Here is a 21644-nt window from a genome sequence, read left to right as displayed (position 1 = left end):
GTGACGGCGTGGGTGCCGTACGGCTGCACCGGGTCGAGGAAGGGCCCGAAGACGGGCCGGTGGTGGTGTTCGGCGGGTCGCTCGGCAGCGACCTCCGGATGTGGGAGCCGCAGGTCGCGCCCTTGGTGGAGCACGGGTTCCGAGTGGTCCGCTACGACGCGCGCGGGCACGGCGGCTCGCCGGTCCCGCCCGGGCCGTACGAGCTGGACGACCTGGGCGGCGACGTCCTCGCCCTGCTCGACGACCTCGGCGTCGACCGGGTGCACTTCGCGGGCCTGTCGCTCGGCGGGATGACCGGGATGTGGCTCGGTGTCCACGCGCCGGACCGGATCGCGAGCCTGGTGCTCTGCTGCACGTCGGCGAAGCTCGGCCCGCCGTCGATGTGGGCGGACCGGGCGCGCACGGTCCGCGCGGAGGGCACGGCGGCCATCGCCGAGGCGGGCGTGAGCCGGTGGCTGACGCCTGGCTACCTCGAGCGGCACCCGGACCGGGCGGAGTTCCTGCGCGCGATGATCGCCGCGGTCCCGGCCGAGGGGTACGCGGCCTGCTGCGGCGTGATCGAGCGGATGGACCTGCTCGACGTGCTGCCGAAGATCTCCGCGCCGACGCTGGTCATCGCGGGTGCCGAAGACCCGGCCACCCCGCCGGCCGGGCACTCCGACTTGATCGCCGAGGGCATCCCGGGCGCGCGTCTGGAGGTCGTGGCGGACGCCGCGCACCTGGGCAACTACGAGCAGCCGGAAGAGTTCACCCGGCTGATCCTCGACCACTTGGAGCGAGCGTGACCGACCGCCACGAGCAGGGCATGAAGGTGCGCCGCGAAGTGCTCGGCGACGAGCACGTGGACCGCGCGGTCGCGGGCACGACGGACTTCAGCCGCCCGTTCCAGGACTACATCACCGAAGGCGCGTGGGGTTCGGTGTGGGCCCGCGACGGCCTGGACCGCCGGACCCGCAGCTGCGTGACGCTGGCGGCGCTGACGGCGTTGCACGCGCACAACGAGCTGGCGATGCACGTCCGGGCGGCGGTCCGCAACGGGCTGACGGCGGCGGAGATCGGCGAAGTCCTGCTGCACACGGCGGTCTACGCGGGCGCACCGGCGGCGAACGCGGCGTTCGCGATCGCCCAGCGCACGCTGGCCGAGCTGGGCGAGCCGAGCGCCCGCCCGGACGACGCCGGATAGGCTGCCGGGCATGGACGTCACGAGGCCGCCCGTGGAGATCGAGGTCGACGGCGAGCCGGCGCACCGCGGTGCCCACCACGTGCAGTCGCTGGAGCGCGGGCTGGCGGTGATCAAGGCGTTCCACGCGGACGCGGCGGAGCTGACGTTGAGCGACGTGGCCCGCGCGACGGGCCTGACCCGCGCGGCGGCGCGGCGGTTCCTGCTGACGCTGGCCGACTTGGGGTACGTCCGCACGGACGGCAAGTACTTCTCGTTGACGGCCCGGGTGCTGGAGCTGGGGTATTCGTACCTGTCGAGCATGACGTTGCCGGAGGTGGCGCAGCCGCACCTGGAGCACCTGTCGGCGGACGTCCACGAGTCCAGCTCGGTGTCGGTGCTGGAGGGCACGGACATCGTGTACGTGGCGCGGGTGGCGGTGTCGCGCATCATGACGGTGAGCATCAACGTGGGAACCCGCTTCCCGGCGTACGCGACCTCGATGGGGCATGTGCTCCTGGCCGGGCTCAGCAAGGCGGAGCTGGAGGCGTACTTCGTGGTGGCGAGCTTCGACCGCCTGACCGACCGCACGGTGACTTCGCCGGACCGCCTCCGCGCGGAGCTGGCGAAGGTGCGGGAGCAGGGCTGGGCGATGGTGGACCAGGAGCTGGAGGAAGGCCTCCGCTCGGTGGCGGCCCCGATCCACGACCGAGCGGGCCGAGTGGTGGCGGCGGTGAACCTGTCGACGCACGCGAGCCGCACGACGGCGGAGTCGGTGGAGACGGAACTGGTGCCCCCATTGCTGGAGGCGGCCCGAACGATCGAGGCCGACTTGGCAATAGCCGCCCCGGGCCGCGCGCGTGCTTGACCGGCTGCGGACGGCCGAGGCCGGGGGAGGAGCCGCGCGGGCTCGAAGCGCGACGCCGCCCCGCCCGGCCAGCTCGGCGGCGGGCGAGTGGTCGCTGCCACCGGCGGCCGCGATCGCGGTGGCGCCTCGCACGGCGGCACCCGCTGCCGAACGGCGCCCGCCAGCCGCGATCGCCGTGCTAGCCCGAGTCGCCGCGCCCGCCGCCAGGCGGCCCGCCGCCGCGACTTCTGCGGTGCCGCGAATCGCGCCCGTCGCCAGGCGGCCCGCCGCCGCGACTTCTGAGGGGCCGCGAGCCGCGCCTGCCGCCGCGACCTCCGAGCCGCCGCGAGCCGCGCCCGTCGCCGAGCCGCCACTCCCCACCGCGCCACCGACCGAGGCGCGCCCATGACCCTAACCTCACCACCCGTCGCCGGGCTCTTGCTCGCCGCCGGGGCCGGGCGCCGTTTCGGCGGCCCCAAGGCCCTCGCCGATCTCGATGGCCAGCCGCTCGTCCTCCGCGCCCTCCGCACCCTCACCGACGCGGGCTGCACCCCGATCCGCGTCGTCATCGGCGCGGCCGCCGAAGAAGTCCGCGCCCTCCTCCCGGACCCGGCTCAAGCCGTCCAGGCCGACGACTGGGCGACCGGCATGGGCGCCTCCCTCCGCGCCGGGCTCGAAGCGCTCACCGCGACCGAAACCCCCGTCGCCGCACTCGTCCACCTCGTCGACCTGCCCTGGGTCGGCGCCGACATCCTCACCCGCGTCCTCGCGAACGCCACCGAAGACACCGTCGCCCGCGCGGCCTACGACGGCCTCCCCGGCCACCCCGTCCTCCTCGGCCGCCGGTGGTGGCGCGAAATCGCCGAATCCGCCCAAGGCGACCGCGGCGCCCGGGACTGGCTCGCCACCCGTGATGACCTCCGGCTCGTCGAGTGCGGCGACCTCGGCAGCGGCCGGGATGTCGACCGCCGCCATGATCTTCCCCGGCGGTGAGCCGCGAATGTGGCTCCGGCCGCTTACGATCGACACTGTGACCGACTTGCTCGACTCGCCTGAAGAACTTGCCGACGCGCTCGACGCGACCGGCTACCTCGCCGATGACGGGCTCGCCACCGCCGGCTTCCTCGCCCTGCGGATGGGCCGCCCGCTCTTCTGCGAAGGCGAGCCCGGCACCGGCAAGACCTCACTCGCCCTGGCCCTCGCCACCGCGCTCGGCCGCCCCCTCGTGCGGCTCCAGTGCCACGAGGGCATCGACGCCGCCCAGGCGCTCTACGAGTGGGACTTCCCGCGCCAGCTGCTGCACCTGCGCGCCCTCGAAGCCGCCGGGGACGGGCGGGTCGACGTCGAGACCGCCGAACGCTCGCTCTACACCGAGCGGTTCCTGCTCGCGCGGCCGTTGCTGCAAGCGCTCATCAGCGCGCCGTGCGTCCTGCTGATCGACGAGATCGACCGCGCCGACGACGAGTTCGAAGCCTTCCTGCTGCAGCTGCTCGACGAGCACGCCGTCACCATCCCCGAGTACGGCGAGGTCCGCGCGGAGGAACCGCCGCTGGTGGTGCTCACCTCCAACCGGACCCGCGAGGTGCACGACGCCCTCAAGCGCCGCTGCCTCTACCACTGGCTGGAACACCCCGACTTGGCGCGCGAAGTCACGATCCTGCGTCGTAGGATCCCGGAGATAGGCGAGCTCCTGGCCCGGCAGATCTCGGAAGCGGTGCACCGGCTCCGCGAGATGGACCTGCTGAAGCCGCCGGGAGTGGCGGAGTCACTCGACTGGGCACGAGCCCTGCTGGCTCTGCGACGCGACGAGCTGGACGCGGCATCGGCGGCGCGGACGCTCGGTGCCGTCCTGAAATACAGCGAAGACCTCGACCGGGTCCGGGCGAAACTCGACGCCTTGTTCGCCTGACGCCGGTTCCGGGGCGACGAGGCGGGGAGCCTGCGGATGAGCGTGGCGACGACCGGAACGAGACCAGCGTTGTCCCCGGACAGCCCCGACCCGCCCGCGGCCCGGCGGCGCCCCGGCAAGCTCGCCGCCGTGGCCGCGGTCCTCGGTGGCACCGCGATCATCGCCGTCCACGCGTCGTTCTACGGCCACTGGCTGATCGACGACGCCGCCATCACCTTCGCCTATTCGCGCGACCTCGCCGACGGCCACGGCCTGGTCCTGCAGCCCGGCGCCGCCCCGGTCGAGGGATACTCCAACCCGACCTGGATGGTCCTGCTCGCGCTCGGCAAGCTCGTCGGCCTCTTCGACCACGGCACCCTTTTCGGCGTCAACGACCAGGTCCTCTTCCCGAAGGCGCTCGCCCTCGCCTGCTGCCTCGGCATCCTGGTCCTGTTCTACTTCGGCGCGAAGACGCTCAGCCGCCGCCCCGCACTCGTCACGTTCGTCGCCGGGGCCTCGCTCGCCGCGATCCCGTCGTTCGTGATCTGGTGCTTCTCCGGGCTGGAGAACTCGTTCTACGCGCTGACCGTCGCCGCGCTCGCCGTGCTCCTCCTGCGTGCCGTGCAAAGCGGCAGGCTGCTGGCGCACCGGGTCGCCGCCGGAACCGGGTTGATCGCCGCGGCCGCCGCGCTGACCCGGCCCGACGGCGTCATCTACGCCGGTGCGTACGCGATCACCGTCGCCGTCTTCCTGAAGCGGGACGTGCTCGGCCGCAGCGTCCGCACCGCCGTCACGTCGGTGGTGGCCTTCGCCGTGCCGTTCGGCGCGTACGTTGTTTTCCGCTGGTTCGAGTTCGGCAGGCTGGTGCCCAACACCGCCGTCGCGAAGGGGCAGGAGCCGCCGACCCTCGACGACCTCGCCGCGCCCGGCCAGATCGTCGATTACGCGGGCTGGCTGGTGGTCGCGGTCGCCGTCGCGTGCCTGGTCGTGCTGCTGGTCCGGCCGTCGCGGCTGCGGACCGGCCTGATCGCGCTGCTGGTGCCGTTCGGGCTGGCCGTGGTCGCGTTCATCGTGCTCGAGTACGACTGGATGGGGCAGCTGCGGTTCGCGACGCCGGTGTGGACGCTCGGCGCCTTCGGCGGCGCGATCGTCGTCGTCGAAGCGCTGTCGGCCGTCCGGGTGCGCGGCCGGGTCGTGCTGGCGTGCCTGCTGGTGGTCGGGCTGGTCAGCTCGGTGAACGGGCTGTACGCGCAGGGCACGGACTACCGCGCCAACACGAAGACCGCCATGTGCCTCGTCGCCGAGCGCGACGCCCAGGCCGTCAACGGCTTCGCGGACCTCCTCCGGCTGCCCGATTCCGCGCAGGTCGGCCTCATCGACCTCGGCGGGACGTCGCTGGGCAGCCGGATCCGGGTGCTCGACCTGGCCGGGCTCGGTGACAAGCCGATCGCCGACTACCTGCACCGCGCCGACCTGAAGGGCTTGCGCGACTACGTGTTCACACAGGCCAAACCGGAACTGATCACGTTCATCGGGTCGTGGATCACGACGCTGCGGTTCGACAAGGACCCGCGGTTCGACCGGGACTACGCGACGATCTTCGTAAACCAGCCGACCGGGAACCTGACCGTCGACTCGCGCAACTGGGTCAGCTACCACGTCCGCCGCGACCTCGTCGACCCCGCGAAACTCGCGGAACTCCAGGCGTACGCGCAAAAAACGCTGCCGCCGGTCCTGGAGCTGAACAAGACGGCGGGTTTGCGCGGCTGCGCGCCGATCCAACCGGGAATCAAGGCCGCCTGACCGTTAATTGCGTTGCCCCGGCTTCGGCCGTGCGGCATCCTTTTCCCAGCACAGCAGGCAATCACCCCGAGAGGAGGAGATCGTGACCGAAAACCGGCAATACCGATGCGGCACGATCTCCCGTGCCGTTCGCTGAACATTCTTCCTGAAAGCTCTTCGCGCCCACCCGCCGCTACCTTGGGTCGGCCGCGGCGAAGAGCGCGGTCTGCGCCGTGCCCGGGGAGGGGCGCGTGCGCAGGCCGCCTTGTCCCGGTAGCTCAGCTGGACAGAGCGCGGCACTACGAATGCCGAGGTCCGAGGTTCGAATCCTCGCCGGGACGCCGACAAGCGCACAATGGAACCCATGACCACGGTCTCCGATCCGGTAGCCGGCTACGCGGGCTTCGCCGCCGCGCTGCGCGAAGCCGGTGTCGCCTGCGACGCGCACCGCGTGCAGGCGTACCTGGCGGCCGTCGCCGAGATCGACGTCGCCGAGCCCACCCAGCTGTACTGGGCGGGCCGCGTCACGCTGTGCTCGAGCCCCGACGACCTCCCGTGCTACGAGGAGGCGTTCAGCCAGTGGTTTTCGATCGAGGCCCCGGCGCCGCAGCGCGCCAAGGCCGCCGCGCCCAAGAAGGCTCGCATCGCCCCGCTCGCCGAGACCGACGGCGGCACCGGCGAGGGGACTGACGGCGCGGACGAGCTCAAGGTCGCCGCGAGCGACCAGGAAGTGCTGCGCCACCGCGATCTCGCCGGGCTGACCACGGCCGAACGCGAGCACCTCCGCGAGCTGCTCGCCACCCTCCGCCCGGCGCCGCCGAAGCGGCCCGCGGCCCGGAAGACGCCGTCGCGGCGCGGCCGGCTCGACCCGTCGCGCACGCTGCGCGCGATGCTCGCCAGCGGCGGCGAACCGGTGCGGCTCGCGCACGTCCGCCGCGGTTCGCGCCCGCGCCGGGTGGTGCTGCTGATCGACGTCTCCGGCTCGATGAGCCCGTACGCCGACGCCCTGCTGCGGTTCGCGCACGTCCTGACGCGGGCCGCGCCGCAGGCCGTCGAGGTGTTCACGCTCGGCACGCGGCTGACGCGGGTTTCGCGCCAGCTGCGCCAGCGCGACCCGGAACGCGCGATGCTCGCCGCGGGCTCGGCGGTGCCGGACTTCGCCGGCGGCACCCGGCTCGGCGAAACGCTCCAGGCGTTCCTCGACCGCTGGGGACAGCGCGGGATCGCGCGCCGCGCCGTGGTCACCGTGTTCTCCGACGGCTGGGAGCGCGGCGACACCAGCCTGCTCGGCGAGCAGCTCGCCCGCCTGCGCCGGCTCGCGCACGCCGTATTCTGGGTGAATCCGCATGCCGGCCGTGCGGGGTACGCTCCGGTCCAGTCGGGCATCGTGGCCGCGCTGCCCCACATCGACCGGCTGCTGGCCGGGCACACCCTGGCCACTTTGGAACGACTCCTCGGGGAGATTGCCGATGCGTGACGTACTGGACGACGTGTTCCGCCGCTGGTCGGCGGGTGAGACGGTCGGACTCGGCACCGTGGTCGCCACGTTCTCCTCGGCGCCGCGCGCGCCGGGCGCCGCGATGGTCGTGGCGCCGGACGGCACCGTCGCCGGCAGCGTGTCCGGCGGCTGCGTCGAAGGCGCGGTCTACGAGCTGGCGCAGGAGGTCGTCGCGGAGCGCAAGCCGGTGCTGCAGCGCTACGGCGTCTCCGACGACGACGCCTTCGCCGTCGGCCTGACCTGCGGCGGGATCATCGACATCTACGTCGAGCACGTCGACCGGCGGTCGATGCCGGAGCTGGGCGACGTCGTGGCGTCGGTGCGCGGCGGCGAGCCGGTCGCGGTCGTGACGATCATCGAGCACGAGCGCGAAGGCCTGGTCGGCGAGCACATGATCGTGTGGCCGGACCGGACCGCGGGCTCGCTCGGCTCGTCCCGGATGGACGACGCGGTGGCCGACGACGCGCGCGGCCTGCTGGCCAGCGGCCGCACCGGCACGCTGCACTACGGCCCGGACGGGCAGCGCCGCGGCGAGGGGATGGCGGTGTTCGTCAACTCCTTCGAGCCGCCGCCCCGGCTGCTCGTGTTCGGCGCGATCGACTTCGCCGCGGCGATGGCGCGCATGGGCGCCTACCTCGGCTACCAGGTGACGGTCTGCGACGCGCGCCCGGTGTTCGCGACGACCAGCCGCTTCCCGGACGCGCACGAGGTCGTCGTCGACTGGCCGCACCGCTACCTGAAGGCGGAAGCCGACGCGGGCCGCATCGACCAGCGCACGGCGATCGCGGTGCTGACCCACGACCCGAAGTTCGACGTGCCGCTGCTGGAGGTCGCGCTGCGCCTGGACGTCGGTTACGTCGGCGCGATGGGCTCCCGCAAGACGCACGACGACCGGTTCGCGCGGCTGCGTGAAGCCGGGATCACCGAGGCTGAGCTGGAGCGGTTGTCCTCGCCGATCGGGCTCGACCTGGGGGCCCGGACCCCGGAGGAGACGGCGGTGTCCATCGCGGCGGAGATCATCGCTCTGCGGTGGGGTGGTGGCGGGAAACGGCTCGCCGAGTTGTCGGGGCGGATCCACGGCTGACTACTCCGGGTGGCCCACAAAAGTTCACCCATCCGGATATCCGCAAGTTCGGGTCTTCTCAGCGGTTTTCCCCGTATCCGCGGAACAAGTAGTTGAACGTGTGACATTAGGACTTGTCCGCGCGAAGGTCGCGTAGCACGCTCGGGTCTGTGAGCCCGATCACGGTCGGGCCTGGCCGTTCCCGAACCGGCTCGCCGCTGCCCCACCCCCGGCGGGCATCCGCTTTTTTGGAGGCCTGATGCGCATCACCGTCACCGTCGACGGGACGAAGTACACCGACGAAGTCGAGCCCCGCACCCTGCTCGTGCACCACCTGCGAGAAAAACTCGGGAAGGTCGGCACCGTCGTCGGCTGCGACACCAGCAACTGCGGCGCCTGCACCGTCCACCTGGACGGGCACAGCGTGAAGTCCTGCTCCGTGCTGGCCGTGCAGGCCGACGGCTGCGAGGTCACCACGATCGAAGGTCTCGCCCGCGACGGCAACCTGCACCCCGTGCAGAAAGCCTTCAACGACAACCACGCGCTGCAGTGCGGGTTCTGCACCCCCGGCATGATCATGCAGTCGATCGACCTGCTGGCCGACAACCCGGACCCGGACGAAAAAGCCGTCCGCGAAGGGCTCGAAGGCAACCTCTGCCGCTGCACCGGCTACCAGAACATCGTCCGCGCGGTCCGCGACGCCGCCAAGAACATGAGTCCCGGCGCCGGGCCCGAAGCCGAGCGCATCGCCGAGAACAAGCACGTCGGCGTGGGTGGTGACTGATGACCGCGACGCTCGAGCCGGAGGTCGGCAAGTCCCGCCGCCGCAAGGAGGACGAGCGGCTGATCACCGGCCGCACCCGCTGGACCGACAACATCACGCTGCCCGGCCTGCTGCACATGGCCGTCCTGCGCAGCCCGTTCGCGCACGCCAAGATCGTCTCCATCGACACGTCGGCGGCGAAGAGCGCGCCCGGCGTCATCGCCGTCTACACCGGCAAGGACCTCGACCCGGACGGCGCGATCGGCATGCCCTGCGCGTGGCCGATCACGCCGGACATGAAGGCGCCGCGCCGCCCGGTGCTCGCCTCCGACCAGGTCAACTTCGCCGGTGAAGGCGTCGCGGTCGTCGTCGCCCGGTCGGCCGCCGAGGCGCACGACGCGCTCGAGGAGATCGACGTCGAGTACGACGAGCTGCCGGTCGTCCTCGACATGGAAGCCGCCATCGCCGACGGCGCCCCGCTCGTCCACGAGGAGCTGGGCACCAACACGAGCGCGGTCTGGAAGTTCGACTCCGCGGAGGCCGGCACCGGCGGCAACGTCGAAGAGGCGATCAGCTCGTCGGAGGTCGTCCTCAAGCGCCGTTTCCGCCAGCAGCGGCTGGTCCCGGCGTTCATGGAGCCGCGCGCCTGCGTCGTCGACCCCACCGGCACCCAGATCACCATGTGGTCGGCCACCCAGGTCCCGCACATCCTGCGCGTGATGTCGGCCCTGACGCTCGGCATCCCCGAGCACAAGCTGCGCGTGATCGCCCCCGACGTCGGCGGCGGCTTCGGCGGCAAGATCGGCGTCCTGCCCGAAGAGATGATGTCGCTGCTGGTCGCGCAGAAGCTCGGCAAGCCGGTCAAGTGGAACGAGACGCGGTCGGAGACCATGCTCGCCGCCCACCACGGCCGCGACCAGATCCAGGACCTGACCATCTCCGCGACCCGCGACGGCAAGGTCACCGGCCTCAAGGTCGAGCTGCTCGCCAACCTCGGCGCGTACAACGGCCTCGTCGGACCGGGCGTGCCGATCCTCGGCGCGTTCATGTTCAACGCCATCTACAAGATCCCGGCGTACCACTTCGCGTGCACCAACGTGTACACGACGACGACGCTGACCGACGCCTACCGCGGCGCCGGCCGCCCGGAAGCGACGTTCGGGATCGAACGCATGATGGACGAGCTCGCCGTCGAGCTCGGCATGGACCCGATGGAGCTGCGCGAGAAGAACTGGATCAAGCACGAGGAGTTCCCGTTCACCACGGTGTGCGGGCTGACCTACGACTCCGGCAACTACGAGGCCGCCACCGAGAAGGCCAAGCAGCTCTTCGACTACGACGGCCTGCGTGCCGAACAGAAGCGCCGCCGCGAGTCGGGCGACAAGGTCCAGCTCGGCATCGGCATCTCGACGTTCACCGAGATGTGCGGGCTCGCGCCGTCACGGGTGCTCGGCTCGCTCGACTACGGCGCCGGCGGCTGGGAGTACGCGTCCATCCGGATGCTGCCCACCGGCAAGGTCGAGGTCACGACCGGCGCGTCCGCGCACGGCCAGGGCCACGAGACGGCGTGGAGCCAGATCGTCGCCGACCAGCTGGGTGTCGCGTTCGAGGACGTCGAGATCCTGCACGGCGACACCCAGTCGTCGCACAAGGGCATGGACACCTACGGGTCGCGGTCCCTGGTGGTCGGCGGCATCGCCGTCATCAAGGCCGCCGAGAAGGTCGTCGCCAAGGCGAAGCCGATCGCGGCGCACCTGCTCGAATGCGCCGAGGACGACCTCGAGTTCGCCGGCGGCAAGTTCACCGTCAAGGGCACCGACACGTCCACGACCATGGGCGACATCGCGCTCGCGGTGTTCGCGGCGCACAACCTGCCCGACGGGGTCGAGCCGTCGCTCGACTCGGACGCCACGTTCGACCCGGAGAACTTCTCGTTCCCGCACGGCACGCACCTGTGCGCCGCCGAGGTGGACACCGAGACGGGCCGGATCAAGCTGCGTTCCTACGTCTGCGTCGACGACGTCGGCGTCGCGGTGAACCCGCTGATCGTCGAGGGCCAGGTGCACGGCGGGCTCGCCCAGGGCATCGCCCAGGCGCTGTTCGAAGGCACCGAGCACGACGACAGCGGCACGCTCACCACGGGCACGTTCGCCGACTACCTGCTGCCGTCGGCGGCCGACCTGCCGTCGTTCACCACCGACCGCACGGAAACGCCGTCGACGACCAACCCGCTCGGCGCCAAGGGCGTCGGCGAGGCGGGCACCATCGCGTCCACCCCGGCGGTGGTCAACGCGGTGATCGACGCGGTGCGCCACTTCGGCGTCAACGACATCGAGATGCCGTTGACCCCGATGCGGGTGTGGCACGCCATCCAGCACGGCACCACCGACGCGGGCGGCCCCGGCCGCGAAGAAGCCGGCGGTGGGCTCGGTTCGATCGACGCCACCGGAGGTGCGCAGTGATCCCGGCTCCCTTCGAGTACGTCCGCCCGTCCACAGTGGACGAAGCGGTGCAGGCACTGGCGTCGGCGGGCGAGGACGCCAAGGTCATCGCGGGCGGGCAGAGCCTGCTCCCGGTGCTGCGGATGCGGCTCGCGGCGCCGACGACGCTGGTCGACCTCGGGCGCGTCGCGGAGCTGCGCGGCGTGCGCGAGGACGGCGACGAGCTGGTCGTCGGCGCGATGACGACGCACTACGACGTGCAGCGCGACCCGCTGGTCGCCTCGCACGCCGCGTTGCTCAAGGAGGCGACGGACACGGTCGCCGACCCGCAGATCCGCCACCGCGGCACGTTCGGCGGCGCGATCGCGCACGCCGACCCGGCCGGGGACCTGCTGGCGCCGGTGCTGGCCCTGGACGCGTCGCTGGTGGTCGCCGGGCCATCGGGACGCCGGACGGTGCCGGCGGCGGAGTTCTTCCAGGACCTGTTCACCACCGCGCTGGGCCCGGACGAGCTGCTGGTCGAGGTCCGCATCCCCAAGCACACGGGGTGGCGGGCGCACTACGAGAAGTTCAACCGGGTCGCCCAGGCGTGGTCGATGGTCGCGGTCGCGGTCACCGTCCGCACCGAGGCGGGCGTGATCGAGGAGGCCAGGGTCGCGCTGACCAACATGGGCTCGACCCCGGTCCGCGCGACGGGCGTCGAATCGGCGCTGGTCGGGGTCCAGGCTTCGGCCGACTCGATCCGCGCGGCGGCCGAGCACGCGGCGGAGGGCACGAACCCGCCGGTGGACAGCAACGCCGACGTCGAATACCGCCGTCACCTGGCCCGTGTCCTGACGGGCCGCGCGATCGCGGCGGCGGCCGGGGCCTGAGTCCGGAGTTCGTCCACCCTGGCCGTCGCCCCGGCGGCGGCTAGGGTGGGCACCGGACACCCAGGTCTGGCAGAAAGGAGGTCGGCCCGTGCGGCTCGACCACGAATTCACCGTCCCGGCTCCGATCGGCGAGGTCTGGCAGGCGGTAGTCGACCCCGAGCGCGTCGCCCCGTGCATGCCGGGCGCGACGCTGACCAAGGTCGAGGGGGACAAGTTCAGCGGGACGGTGAAGGTCAAGCTCGGACCGATTTCGTTGCTGTACAAGGGCAACGGCGAGTTCCTCGAAAAGGACGAAGCCGCCCACAAGGTCACGATCAAGGCATCGGGCAAGGACTCCCGCGGAGCGGGCACGGCGGCGGCGACGGTGACGTTGACGCTGACGGAGGCCGAGGGCGGAACCCGCGGAGCGGTGGCGACCGACCTGGCGATCACGGGCAAGCCCGCCCAGTTCGGCCGCGGGTTGATCAGCGAGGTGGGCGGCAAGATCCTGGACACGTTCGCGGGGTGCTTGTCGGGCAAGCTGGGCCCGGCTGCCGCTCCCGAAGCCGAGCCGGAGGCCACGGCTTCGGCTTCGGCCGAGCCGGTGGCCAAGGAGGAGCCCCCGGTCAAGACGGCTCCGACGACGCCGGAGATCAACACGGACCCGAAGCCCGCGGCGGACCGCCCGCCGTTGCGCAGCGTCCCGGCGGCACCGGAGACCGAGGCGATCGACCTGCTCGACTACGCGGGGCAGTCGGTGGCGAAGAGGCTGGCCCCGGTGGCGCTGGCCATCGCGGCGGTGATCGGCCTGGTGGCGATCATCCGCGCGCTGCGGAAGTAGCCGTTGCGGCCGGACTGATCTCGGGCACGCTCGGTGGGGGATCCCGCACCGGGATTCCCCCACCGAGCGGCCCGCAGGCGCTTCCCGTCGCGGCGACCCTCGACCGAGGCCCTGAACTGCGCGGACCCACCCTGAGCAGATTTCCGAGCAAGTGGCGTGCCCGCAAATCCCCCGGACCGGCGACGCGGCTCGCCGGAACGGCTACGCTGGGCTACCTCGTCGGCCGAACTTCGCGCAAGGGGTACGTCACGATGCCGGTCCGTCACTTCTGTGGCTTCGGTTCTTGAGGGTCCGGGCCGCCGTGCGCCGGGAAGCGTTTTCCGCCTGGCCGGGCTGGCCTGCGCGGTGGGACATGTGGGCCGCGGCCAGACCGCGCTGGATCGCCTACGCCCTCGCGTGTGAACTGGTCGCCGTCGTGGCGACCGTCGCGGCGCTCGCCGGCGGGTTCGGTGGGGCGGTGCGGCCGGTGTGGTTCGCCGTGCTCGTCGCGCTCGGTGTCGCCCAGGCCGAGATGTCCCGCCGCATCGAACGGCTGCGGCGGTGGATGAGCGGGCAGACGCACATCAACGTCACCTCCGTCTGGTACCTCGCCGGGGTCGTGCTGCTGCCGCCGGCTTGGGTGGCGCTGCTGGCCGTCGTGCTCTACACGCACCTCTGGGTGCGCGTGTGGCGTCAGGTGCGTACGCGGCCCGCGCACCGCTTCGTCGCCAGCACGGCGTGGGCGATGCTCTCGTGCTTCGCCGCTTCGTCCGTTCTCGCGGTGACGGGGTTGCACGGGTCGCCGGTGCAGACACCGCGCGGGCTCTTCGCACTCTGCCTCGCCGCGGCTGTCTTCGAGCTGGTGAACGTCGGCCTCGTCGCGGCGGGGATCTACCTCTACACGAGCCAGCGCTCGGCGGCGGACCTGATCGGCACCTGGGAGGACAACGCGTTCGAGCTGGCGACCCTCTGCCTCGGCGGGCTCGCCGCGCTGGCGCTCGTCGCGCAGCCGGTGCTGGTGGTGTTCGTCGTGGCACCGTTGCTGCTGCTGCACCGTTACCTGCTGCTGAAACAGCAGCTGCAGGTCGCCGCGGTCACGGACGAGAAGACGGGGTTGCTGAACACGGCGGGCTGGCACGAGTCCGCGGTCCGCGAACACGCCCGCGCGCTGCGGCGCGGCAGCACCGGAGGTTTCGCGGTGCTGATGATCGACCTGGACCACTTCAAGCGGATCAACGACACGTACGGCCACCTGACCGGCGACGACGTGCTGGCCGCGGTCGCGGTCGCGATCTCCGGCTCGGTCCGCCAGGGCGACACGGTGGGCCGCTTCGGCGGCGAGGAGTTCGTGGTCCTGCTGCCGGGGATCGGCCGCGCGGACGTGCTCGGCATCGCCGAACGCGTCCGGGTGGCGGTGGGGGAGCTGACCGTGGTGATCTCGACGGGCGGCGGCACGGTCCGGGTGAGCGGCCTGTCGGTGTCGATCGGCGTCGCCCGCCACCCCGACGCCGGTCCGACCCTGGACGACGTCCTGCGCTCGGCGGACGCGGCTCTGTACCGGGCCAAGGAGGCGGGCCGCAACCGGGTCGCGGTGTGACCCACGGCGCGAAATACCCCGCGCCGCCAGCCGTTGCACCCCACATGAGCGGCGCTGATCACGAGACGGACGTGGTGGTCGTCGGCGCCGGCCAGGCCGGCCTTTCGGCCGCGTACCACCTGCGCCGGGCCGGGTTCGCCAACGAGTCCGGGTTCGTCGTGCTCGACCACGGGAAGCGGGCCGGGGGCGCGTGGCAGTACCGGTGGCCCTCGCTGGTGCTCGGCAAGGTGCACGGCATCCACGACCTGCCGGGAATGGCCTTCGGCAGCCCCGACGTGACGCGTCCGGCTTCCGAAGTCGTCTCGGAGTACTTCGCCCGCTTCGAAAGCGTTTACGACCTCCCGGTGCATCGGCCCGTCGACGTCCAGTCCGTGACGCGCGCCGGGGACCGCCTGGTGGTCTCCAGCCCGGCCGAGTCGTGGGCGGCTCGCGCCGTGATCAGCGCGACCGGCACCTGGGACCGGCCGTTCTGGCCGCGCTACCCCGGCCAGGAGACGTTCGCCGGGCGGCAGCTGCACACCGCCGACTACCCCGGGCCGGAGGAGTTCCGGGGCCGGCGGGTCGTCGTGGTCGGGGGCGGGGCCTCGGCCGTTCAGCTCCTGATGGAGTTCGCCCCGCTCGCCCGCGCGACGGCGTGGGTGACCCGGCGCCCGCCCGTGTGGCGCGACGAGCCGTTCAGCGAGGACTGGGGCCGCAGCGCCGTCGCCAAGGTCGACGAGCGCGTGCGGGCCGGGCTGCCGCCGAAAAGCGTCGTCAGCGTGACCGACCTGGCGGTGACGCCGGAGGTGCGGGCCGCGCGCGCCGCCGGGATCCTGGACCGCAGGCCGATGTTCGAGCGCATCACCCCGGACGGGGTCGTCTGGGCCGACGGCTCGCGGTTCGACGCCGACGTCATCCTCTGGGCGACCGGGTTCCGCGCGGCGATCGACCACCTCGCGCCGCTGCACGTGCGCGAGCCGGGTGGCGGGATCCGGATGGACGGCACGCGCGTGGTGCGCGAGCCGCGGCTGCACCTGGTCGGGTACGGCCCTTCGGCGAGCACGGTGGGGGCGAACCGGGCGGGGCGCGCCGCGGTCGCCGAGATCCGGAAGCTGCTGCACCCGGACGGTTAGTGCGTCAGCTTCCGACGCCCAGTGCCGCGAGCAGCACGAGGACCACGGTGGTGACGGCGACCAGCCCGTGCGCCCCGACCACCACGACCGGGAAGTGCTGCTCCGGGGCCGCGACACCGCTCGGCGACGCGGTGCGGGCGCGGTAGCCGGGGATCCAGCGGGCCAGCATGGTGAAGCCCAGCGCCGCCACGGGCACGAGCAGGACGAACGCGATCCACGCCAGCACCGCCCCGCCCGCGACGAGGTAGACGATCCACAGGACCAGCCCGGCCGCGGCGAGCGCGAAGTGGCCGAAGACCAGGCCGGGGGAGAAGCGGCTGCGGCCCGGTTCGCGGGTGCCGCCCTTGGCGATCCAGGTGCCCAGCATGACGAAGCCGCCGACGGCGGTGACCAGCCAGGCGATCAGCGCGGCGATGTCCATGACCTGCCTCCTCGAGGTGGTGGGGTTCAGGAACCGTGGCGGGCCGCCGACCGGTAGCCCGCTGCCTGGGTGGATTCGGCGGCGACGCGGACGCCGTAGTGGTAGGCCAGCTTCCCGCCGAGGTAGCCCGACGCGCCCAGCACGGCCAGCGCGACCACCGAGAGCACCAGCGGGCCGATCCCGACCGGCCCCTCGGCCGCCGCGCGGCGCCAGAAGAACCCGGCGACGTAGGCGGCCGTGACGACGAGGTTGAGGCTCATGTGCGTCAGCCCGGTGCGGAACGCGGGCGTGCCGGTGGGGATCGCCAGCAGGTCCAGCGTGCCGATCAGGGCCGCGGCGAGCGCCCCGACGACGCCGATCGCGATCAGCCACACCGACCCCTTGGCCAGGAACCCGGGGTCGTCGACGAGTCGCGAACCGATGTCGAACACGAGGCTGGAGACCCAGGCGCCGATCGGCACGGTCACCAGGATCGGGTGGAAGGGGTGCCTGTACGGGCCGGCCAGTACCGCGTTCACCGGCCGCTTCGCCTGCTCGATGTCCTCGGCCATGTCGCCTCCTTTTTCACCAATGAAGTTTGGTCTTATTGCGCGCGCCGGTCAAGGTTGCCTCGTCGGCGGTACCCGATCGGAGTTCCGGCCAGCGGGTTCGGTGTAATCTGCGGGCATGGACGCGGAGCCGATCAGTGCGCTCGCCGCGCTGGACGACTCGCTGCGGCGCGGCATGTACGAGCACATCCGGCGCGTCCGGCACCCGGTCACCCGGGACGAGGCCGCCGAGGCGGTCGGGATCTCGCGCAAGCTGGCGGCGTTCCACCTGGACAAGCTGGTCGCGGCCGGGCTGCTGCGGACGCGCTACGAGTTCGCCGGCGGGATCCGGAAGGTCGGGCGCGCCCCCAAGGTGTACGAGCCCTCCGAGCTCGAGGTGCGGGTGAGCATCCCGCCGCGCCAGCACGACGTCCTGGCCGGGATCCTGCTGGACGCCGTCCTCGACGAAGGCGACGACGAGACCGCGCGCGAAGCGGCGCTGCGGACCGCGCACCGCCACGGCGAAGTGCTCGGCGCGACGGAACGCGACCAGCTCCGCCCGGGACGCCTCGGCACCGAGCGCGCGCTGACCCTCGCCTCGGCCGTGGTCGAGCGCCACGGCTTCGAGCCGGACCGGGAGACCCCGACCTGCCTGCGGCTGCGCAACTGCCCGTTCCACCCCCTGGCCGCGAAGGCGCCCGAGCTGGTGTGCGGCCTGAACCAGGCCTTCCTCGGCGGCCTGCTCGACGGGCTGCGCGCCACGACGGTCGAAGCGGTCCTGGATCCCCGCGCGGGCGAGTGCTGCGTGGAACTGCGGCCCGCCGCACCGGCGTCGTCCTGAGCCACGCGCCCGGGTCCCGCGCCCCGGGGCGGTGTCCCGCTCAGCGACACCCACGCTGAACAGCGGAAACCGCCGAAAACTCACCCTCTTGACCGATTCAACGACCGGACACGTCTTGTCAGCGGAAACCGCTCGTCGATACAGTCTGCTTTGTTAGGAAAGTTTCCTAACAGTTTCACTCCCGTTCACGAACGCCGCAGCCCACCAGCCACCGCCAAGGCCCCCAAGGAGCGCGACGTGCCGTCAAGCCGACTACGACCCTTCCTCCGCCTCGCCCCCGTCGTCGCCGCCGTGGTGCTGCTGCCGTCGGCCATCGCCGCGGCCGCCACCACCGAAGCCGCCGATGTGCTTCTCTCGCAAGGGAAACCCGTCGCCACCTCCAGCATCGAGAGCTCCTCCTACACCGGTGCCAAGGCCGTCGACGGCAGCACCACGACCCGGTGGGCCAGCGCCGAAGGCTCCGACCCGCAGTGGCTGCGGATCGACCTCGGCCAGTCCGCCGCCATCCACCGCGTCCTCCTGAACTGGGAAGCCGCCTACGCCAAGAAGTACCGCATCGAAGTCTCCGAAGACGGCACGTCCTTCACCACCGCCGCCAGCATCGACACCGGGGACGGCAAGATCGACGACCTCACCGGCCTCAGCGCCCACGGCCGGTTCGTGCGCTTCGTCGGCCTCACCCGCGGCACGAGCTACGGCTACTCCTTCTGGGAGATGCAGGTCTTCGGGACCACCGACTCCTCCGGCGACACCCAGGCCCCGACCACGCCGACCGCGCTCACCGCCGGCACCACCACCGGCACCAGCGTCGCCCTGTCGTGGAGCGCCGCCACCGACAACGTCGGCGTCGCCGGGTACGACGTCCTCCGCAACGGCGTCGCCGTCGCCACCAGCGCGACGACCTCCTACACCGACACCGGGCTCACGCCGGACACCACCTACACCTACGCCGTCCGCGCGCGCGACGGCGCGGGCAACCTCTCGCCGGCCAGCACAGCCATCACCGTGAAGACCGCGGCCGGTGGTGGCGGCGCCTTCGTGCTCGCCGCCGCCGGGGACATCGCCGAACGCTGCACCGCCAGCAGCTCCAGCTGCGCCCACGTCAAGACCGCGAAGCTCGTCGAAGGCATGAACCCCGCGGCCGTCATCACCATGGGCGACAACCAGTACGACGACGCCCACCTCTCGGACTTCAAGTCCTACTACGACACGACCTGGGGCAAGTTCAAGAGCAAGACCCACCCGATCCCCGGCAACCACGAGACCTACGACGACACCCCGTTCAAGGGTTACGAGGACTACTTCGGCGCCATCGCGAAGCCCCAGGGAAAGCGTTACTACAGCTGGGAAATGGGCAACTGGCACTTCATCGCCCTCGACTCCAACGACTTCGCCACCCACGAGTTCGGCCCGGACGAGCAGCTTTCGTGGCTGAAGCAGGACCTGGCGAACAACACCAAGGGCTGCGTCGCCGCCTACTACCACCACCCGCGGTGGAGCTCCGGTGACCACGGCGACAACCCGGACAGCACCGACCTGTGGAACACCCTGGTCGCCAGCAAGGTCGACCTCGTCCTGAACGGGCACGACCACAACTACGAGCGGTTCGTGCCGCAGAACGCCGACGGGAACGCGGACCCGAACGGCCCGGTCGAGATCGTCGGCGGCACCGGCGGGGCGAACCTCTACGACCTGAGCCCCGCGCACGACACGACCGCCAAGCTGCTGAAGACCTTCGGCGTCCTCAAGCTCTCGATGACCGACACCAGCTTCCAGACACAGCTGTTCGGCGTCGACGGCAAGGTCCTCGACAGCAGCCCGACCTACACCTGCCACTAGGAGGGACGGGCATGTACATCGCGGCAAGCCGGACCTCGGACCTCGCGGCGGGCACCGACCGGAAACCCGGGCTGAAGCGGGTCTCCGCCAACGTGGTGGCGCTCGGGATGGTCAGCCTGGTCACCGACGTCTCCTCGGAGATGGTGACCGCCGTCCTCCCGCTCTACCTGGTGCTCGGCCTCGGCCTGAACCCGTTGCAGTTCGGGTTGCTCGACGGGCTCTACGCGGGCGCCACGGCGGTCGTGCGGGTGCTCGGCGGGCACCTCGCCGACCGGTGGCGGCGGCTCAAGGCCGTCGCGGGGTTCGGGTACGGCTTGTCCGCGGTGTGCAAGCTCGGCCTGGTCGCGGCCGGGTCGTCGGTCGCGGCGATCGGCGTCGTCCTCGCCGCCGACCGCACCGGCAAGGGCGTGCGCACCGCCCCGCGCGACGCCCTGATCTCGCTGTCCAGCGAGCCGGACACCCTCGGCCGGTCGTTCGGCGTGCACCGCGCGCTCGACACCGTCGGCGCGTTCCTCGGCCCGCTCGTGGCGATGGCGGTCCTCGCGGTCAGCCTCGGCAGCTACCCCAGCGTGTTCGTCACCAGCTTCTGTATCGCGGCCGTCGGCGTGCTGCTGCTCGCCCTGTTCGTCCGCGACCGCCCCGGCGGCGTCGACCGGGCCGCCGTCTCCGCCAAGGCGGCGCTCGGCCTCCTGAGGCAGAGCGACTTCCGGCGCGTCACGCTGTGGGCGGCGCTGCTGGGGCTGGTGACGGTCGGGGATTCGTTCGTCTACCTCGTGCTGCAGCGGAAGTGGGAAATCGCGGCGACGTACTTCCCGCTGCTGCCGCTCGGCACGGCCGGCGTCTACCTGGTGCTGGCCGTGCCGCTCGGCAAGCTCGCCGACCGGGTCGGCCGGTGGCCGGTGTTCCTCGGCGGCCACGCCGCGCTGTGCCTGGCGCTGGTGCTGCTCTGCGGCCCGCAAACCGGGCTGTGGCTGGCCGTCGTCGCGCTCGGCCTGCACGGCGTCTTCTACGCGGCCACCGACGGCGTCCTGATGGCCGCAGCCGGCCCGCTCGTGCCGCGGGAGCTGCGGGCCACCGGGCTCGCGGTCGTGCAGACCGGGCAGGCCGTCGCCCGCATGCTCTCGTCCGTCCTCTTCGGACTGGCCTGGACGCTCTGGGACCTGCGGCCCGCGGTGCTCGTCGCCGCCGGGTGCCTGGCCGCCGTCGCCCTCGCCGCCGCCCTCGTGAAACCGGTGCGCCCGTGAAGAAACTCGTCCTCGCCCTCGCCGGCACGGCGGTGCTCGCCGCCGCGGCCGTGACCTACACCGTCAGCGCCCGCCACGACACCGCGGACGCCGAACCAGCCGCCCAGCTCTCCCTCGCGCCCGGGCAGCTGCTGTTCCGCAGCCTGCCGACGGGCCGCGTCGGCGCCGTCCCGCTGACCGGAACCGACGCGAAACCGCAGCTCAGCGGCCTGAAGTGCGACCGGTTCGCGGTGGCGAGGCAGACCGCGGTGTGTCTCGCCGTCAAGCCCGGCACGCTCCCGCCGGTGACCGACGTCCTGGTCCTCGACGACCACCTCGCCGTCCGCCACACCCAGACCCTGCCGGGAACGCCGAGCCGCGCCCGGGTCTCGCCCGACGGCAAGCGCGTCTACTGGACGCTGTTCGTCACGGGTGATTCCTATGCCGCCACCGGGTTCTCGACCCGCGCGGGCATGTACGAAGTGGACAGCGGGCGGCTGGTCAAGACGATCGAGGAACTCCCCGTGTTCGTCGGCGGCAAGCGGTACTTCGCCCCCGACGTCAACTACTGGGGCATCACGTTCGCCGCCGACGGCAACCGGTTCTACGCCACCCTCGGCAGCAAGGGCAAGACGTACCTCGTCGAAGCCGACTACGGCCGCTACCGCGGGAAGGCCCTGCGCGAGAACGTCGAATGCCCGTCGCTGTCCCCGGACGGCAAGCGCGTGGCGTTCAAGAAGAAGGTCGGCGACGGCGTCTGGCGGCTCTCCGTGCTGGACCTGGCCACCATGGCGGAGACGGCGTTGGCCGAGCAGCGCAGCGTCGACGACCAGGCGCTGTGGCAGGACGACCACACTGTCCTCTACGGACTGGACAACGCCGTCTGGGCGGTCCCGGCCGACGGCTCCGCCGCACCCCGGAAGCTCGCGGGCGACGCCGCGTCGCCCGCCGTCACGGGGTGACGCCACAGCC

General features: G+C 72.1%; 20 protein-coding genes and 1 tRNA gene. 19 read left to right on the top strand and 2 right to left on the bottom strand.

Features of this window, described 5'->3' with window-relative positions; translation table 11 throughout:
* Positions 1-8 precede the first annotated feature (8 nt).
* The 15 genes from pcaD to QP939_RS01460 all read left to right on the top strand — a co-directional run bounded on the left by pcaD (position 9) and on the right by QP939_RS01460 (position 15821).
* Positions 9-785 (top strand): 3-oxoadipate enol-lactonase, encoded by a 777-nt coding sequence (gene pcaD / locus QP939_RS01530; RefSeq protein WP_285454667.1) that lies wholly within the window; start codon positions 9-11, stop codon positions 783-785.
* The gene (gene pcaC, locus QP939_RS01525; RefSeq protein ID WP_285454666.1) at positions 782-1183 is read left to right on the top strand and encodes a 4-carboxymuconolactone decarboxylase; all 402 of its coding nucleotides are present in this window, start codon (positions 782-784) and stop codon (positions 1181-1183) included. The genes pcaD and pcaC overlap by 4 nt, the downstream gene beginning before the upstream one ends.
* Positions 1184-1193: 10 nt before the next feature.
* The gene (locus QP939_RS01520) at positions 1194-2027 is read left to right on the top strand and encodes an IclR family transcriptional regulator domain-containing protein (protein WP_285454665.1); all 834 of its coding nucleotides are present in this window, start codon (positions 1194-1196) and stop codon (positions 2025-2027) included.
* A 384-nt stretch (positions 2028-2411) separates the two neighbouring features.
* A complete protein-coding gene (locus QP939_RS01515) occupies positions 2412-2999 on the top strand; it encodes a nucleotidyltransferase family protein (RefSeq protein ID WP_285454664.1) in 588 nt (195 codons plus the stop codon).
* Between the two features lie 7 nt (positions 3000-3006).
* Complete coding sequence (locus QP939_RS01510; RefSeq protein WP_285459611.1) at positions 3007-3915, top strand: AAA family ATPase; 909 nt, start codon at positions 3007-3009, stop codon at positions 3913-3915.
* Positions 3916-3951: 36 nt separating this feature from the next.
* Positions 3952-5697 (top strand): hypothetical protein, encoded by a 1746-nt coding sequence (locus QP939_RS01505; protein WP_285454663.1) that lies wholly within the window; start codon positions 3952-3954, stop codon positions 5695-5697.
* Between the two features lie 246 nt (positions 5698-5943).
* Positions 5944-6017: transfer RNA gene (locus QP939_RS01500), tRNA-Arg, on the top strand.
* 23 nt (positions 6018-6040) lie between these two features.
* Positions 6041-7153: a vWA domain-containing protein gene (locus tag QP939_RS01495; RefSeq protein WP_285454662.1), complete on the top strand. Its 1113-nt coding sequence runs from the start codon at positions 6041-6043 to the stop codon at positions 7151-7153.
* Positions 7146-8258, top strand: a complete 1113-nt coding sequence (locus QP939_RS01490) for an XdhC family protein (RefSeq protein ID WP_285454660.1) — start codon at positions 7146-7148, stop codon at positions 8256-8258. Before QP939_RS01495 ends, QP939_RS01490 begins: the two co-directional genes overlap by 8 nt.
* A 238-nt stretch (positions 8259-8496) precedes the next feature.
* Entirely contained in the window at positions 8497-9021 is a 525-nt protein-coding gene (locus QP939_RS01485; RefSeq protein ID WP_285454659.1) for a (2Fe-2S)-binding protein, read from the top strand.
* Entirely contained in the window at positions 9021-11462 is a 2442-nt protein-coding gene (locus QP939_RS01480; protein WP_285454658.1) for a xanthine dehydrogenase family protein molybdopterin-binding subunit, read from the top strand. The genes QP939_RS01485 and QP939_RS01480 overlap by 1 nt, the downstream gene beginning before the upstream one ends.
* Positions 11459-12313, top strand: coding sequence for an FAD binding domain-containing protein (locus QP939_RS01475; RefSeq protein ID WP_285454657.1), 855 nt, complete (start codon positions 11459-11461; stop codon positions 12311-12313). Before QP939_RS01480 ends, QP939_RS01475 begins: the two co-directional genes overlap by 4 nt.
* A gap of 88 nt (positions 12314-12401) precedes the next feature.
* Entirely contained in the window at positions 12402-13133 is a 732-nt protein-coding gene (locus tag QP939_RS01470; protein ID WP_285454656.1) for an SRPBCC family protein, read from the top strand.
* A 352-nt stretch (positions 13134-13485) separates the two neighbouring features.
* On the top strand, positions 13486-14709 hold the full coding sequence (locus QP939_RS01465; RefSeq protein ID WP_285459609.1) for a GGDEF domain-containing protein: 1224 nt from the start codon (positions 13486-13488) through the stop codon (positions 14707-14709).
* A gap of 44 nt (positions 14710-14753) precedes the next feature.
* Complete coding sequence (locus QP939_RS01460; RefSeq protein WP_285454655.1) at positions 14754-15821, top strand: NAD(P)-binding domain-containing protein; 1068 nt, start codon at positions 14754-14756, stop codon at positions 15819-15821.
* 4 nt (positions 15822-15825) lie between these two features.
* On the opposite strand, the gene QP939_RS01455 is transcribed toward QP939_RS01460, so the two are convergent.
* Positions 15826-16242: a hypothetical protein gene (locus QP939_RS01455; RefSeq protein WP_285454653.1), complete on the bottom strand. Its 417-nt coding sequence runs from the start codon at positions 16240-16242 to the stop codon at positions 15826-15828.
* Positions 16243-16268: 26 nt separating this feature from the next.
* Positions 16269-16793 carry a DUF2231 domain-containing protein gene (locus QP939_RS01450; protein ID WP_285454652.1) on the bottom strand — a complete coding sequence of 175 codons (525 nt, stop codon included), beginning with the start codon at positions 16791-16793 and terminating at the stop codon, positions 16269-16271.
* A 115-nt stretch (positions 16794-16908) separates the two neighbouring features.
* Between QP939_RS01450 and QP939_RS01445 the strand changes: the two genes are divergently transcribed.
* From QP939_RS01445 to QP939_RS01430, 4 genes are all read left to right on the top strand, one after another.
* A complete protein-coding gene (locus tag QP939_RS01445) occupies positions 16909-17610 on the top strand; it encodes a helix-turn-helix transcriptional regulator (RefSeq protein ID WP_285454651.1) in 702 nt (233 codons plus the stop codon).
* Positions 17611-17847: 237 nt separating this feature from the next.
* On the top strand, positions 17848-19449 hold the full coding sequence (locus QP939_RS01440) for a discoidin domain-containing protein (protein ID WP_285454650.1): 1602 nt from the start codon (positions 17848-17850) through the stop codon (positions 19447-19449).
* 11 nt (positions 19450-19460) lie between these two features.
* Positions 19461-20693 carry an MFS transporter gene (locus tag QP939_RS01435; protein ID WP_285454649.1) on the top strand — a complete coding sequence of 411 codons (1233 nt, stop codon included), beginning with the start codon at positions 19461-19463 and terminating at the stop codon, positions 20691-20693.
* Complete coding sequence (locus tag QP939_RS01430; protein ID WP_285454648.1) at positions 20690-21634, top strand: TolB family protein; 945 nt, start codon at positions 20690-20692, stop codon at positions 21632-21634. The genes QP939_RS01435 and QP939_RS01430 overlap by 4 nt, the downstream gene beginning before the upstream one ends.
* Positions 21635-21644 lie beyond the last annotated feature (10 nt).

It is taken from the genome of Amycolatopsis nalaikhensis, assembly GCF_030264295.1.
Lineage (GTDB): Bacteria > Actinomycetota > Actinomycetes > Mycobacteriales > Pseudonocardiaceae > Amycolatopsis > Amycolatopsis nalaikhensis.
The sequence above is the reverse complement of the archived record's forward strand: the minus strand, read 5'-3'. Positions and strand labels throughout refer to the sequence as shown.

Coding starts and splice junctions, on each gene's coding strand:
- QP939_RS01520 (WP_285454665.1), top strand. CDS start 1,194: ATGGACGTCACGAGGCCGCCCGTGGAGATCGAGGTCGACGGCGAGCCG.
- QP939_RS01515 (WP_285454664.1), top strand. CDS start 2,412: ATGACCCTAACCTCACCACCCGTCGCCGGGCTCTTGCTCGCCGCCGGG.
- QP939_RS01510 (WP_285459611.1), top strand. CDS start 3,007: ATGTGGCTCCGGCCGCTTACGATCGACACTGTGACCGACTTGCTCGAC.
- QP939_RS01505 (WP_285454663.1), top strand. CDS start 3,952: ATGAGCGTGGCGACGACCGGAACGAGACCAGCGTTGTCCCCGGACAGC.
- QP939_RS01495 (WP_285454662.1), top strand. CDS start 6,041: ATGACCACGGTCTCCGATCCGGTAGCCGGCTACGCGGGCTTCGCCGCC.
- QP939_RS01490 (WP_285454660.1), top strand. CDS start 7,146: ATGCGTGACGTACTGGACGACGTGTTCCGCCGCTGGTCGGCGGGTGAG.
- QP939_RS01485 (WP_285454659.1), top strand. CDS start 8,497: ATGCGCATCACCGTCACCGTCGACGGGACGAAGTACACCGACGAAGTC.
- QP939_RS01480 (WP_285454658.1), top strand. CDS start 9,021: ATGACCGCGACGCTCGAGCCGGAGGTCGGCAAGTCCCGCCGCCGCAAG.
- QP939_RS01465 (WP_285459609.1), top strand. CDS start 13,486: ATGTGGGCCGCGGCCAGACCGCGCTGGATCGCCTACGCCCTCGCGTGT.
- QP939_RS01460 (WP_285454655.1), top strand. CDS start 14,754: ATGAGCGGCGCTGATCACGAGACGGACGTGGTGGTCGTCGGCGCCGGC.
- QP939_RS01455 (WP_285454653.1), bottom strand. CDS start 16,242: ATGGACATCGCCGCGCTGATCGCCTGGCTGGTCACCGCCGTCGGCGGC.
- QP939_RS01450 (WP_285454652.1), bottom strand. CDS start 16,793: ATGGCCGAGGACATCGAGCAGGCGAAGCGGCCGGTGAACGCGGTACTG.
- QP939_RS01445 (WP_285454651.1), top strand. CDS start 16,909: ATGGACGCGGAGCCGATCAGTGCGCTCGCCGCGCTGGACGACTCGCTG.
- QP939_RS01435 (WP_285454649.1), top strand. CDS start 19,461: ATGTACATCGCGGCAAGCCGGACCTCGGACCTCGCGGCGGGCACCGAC.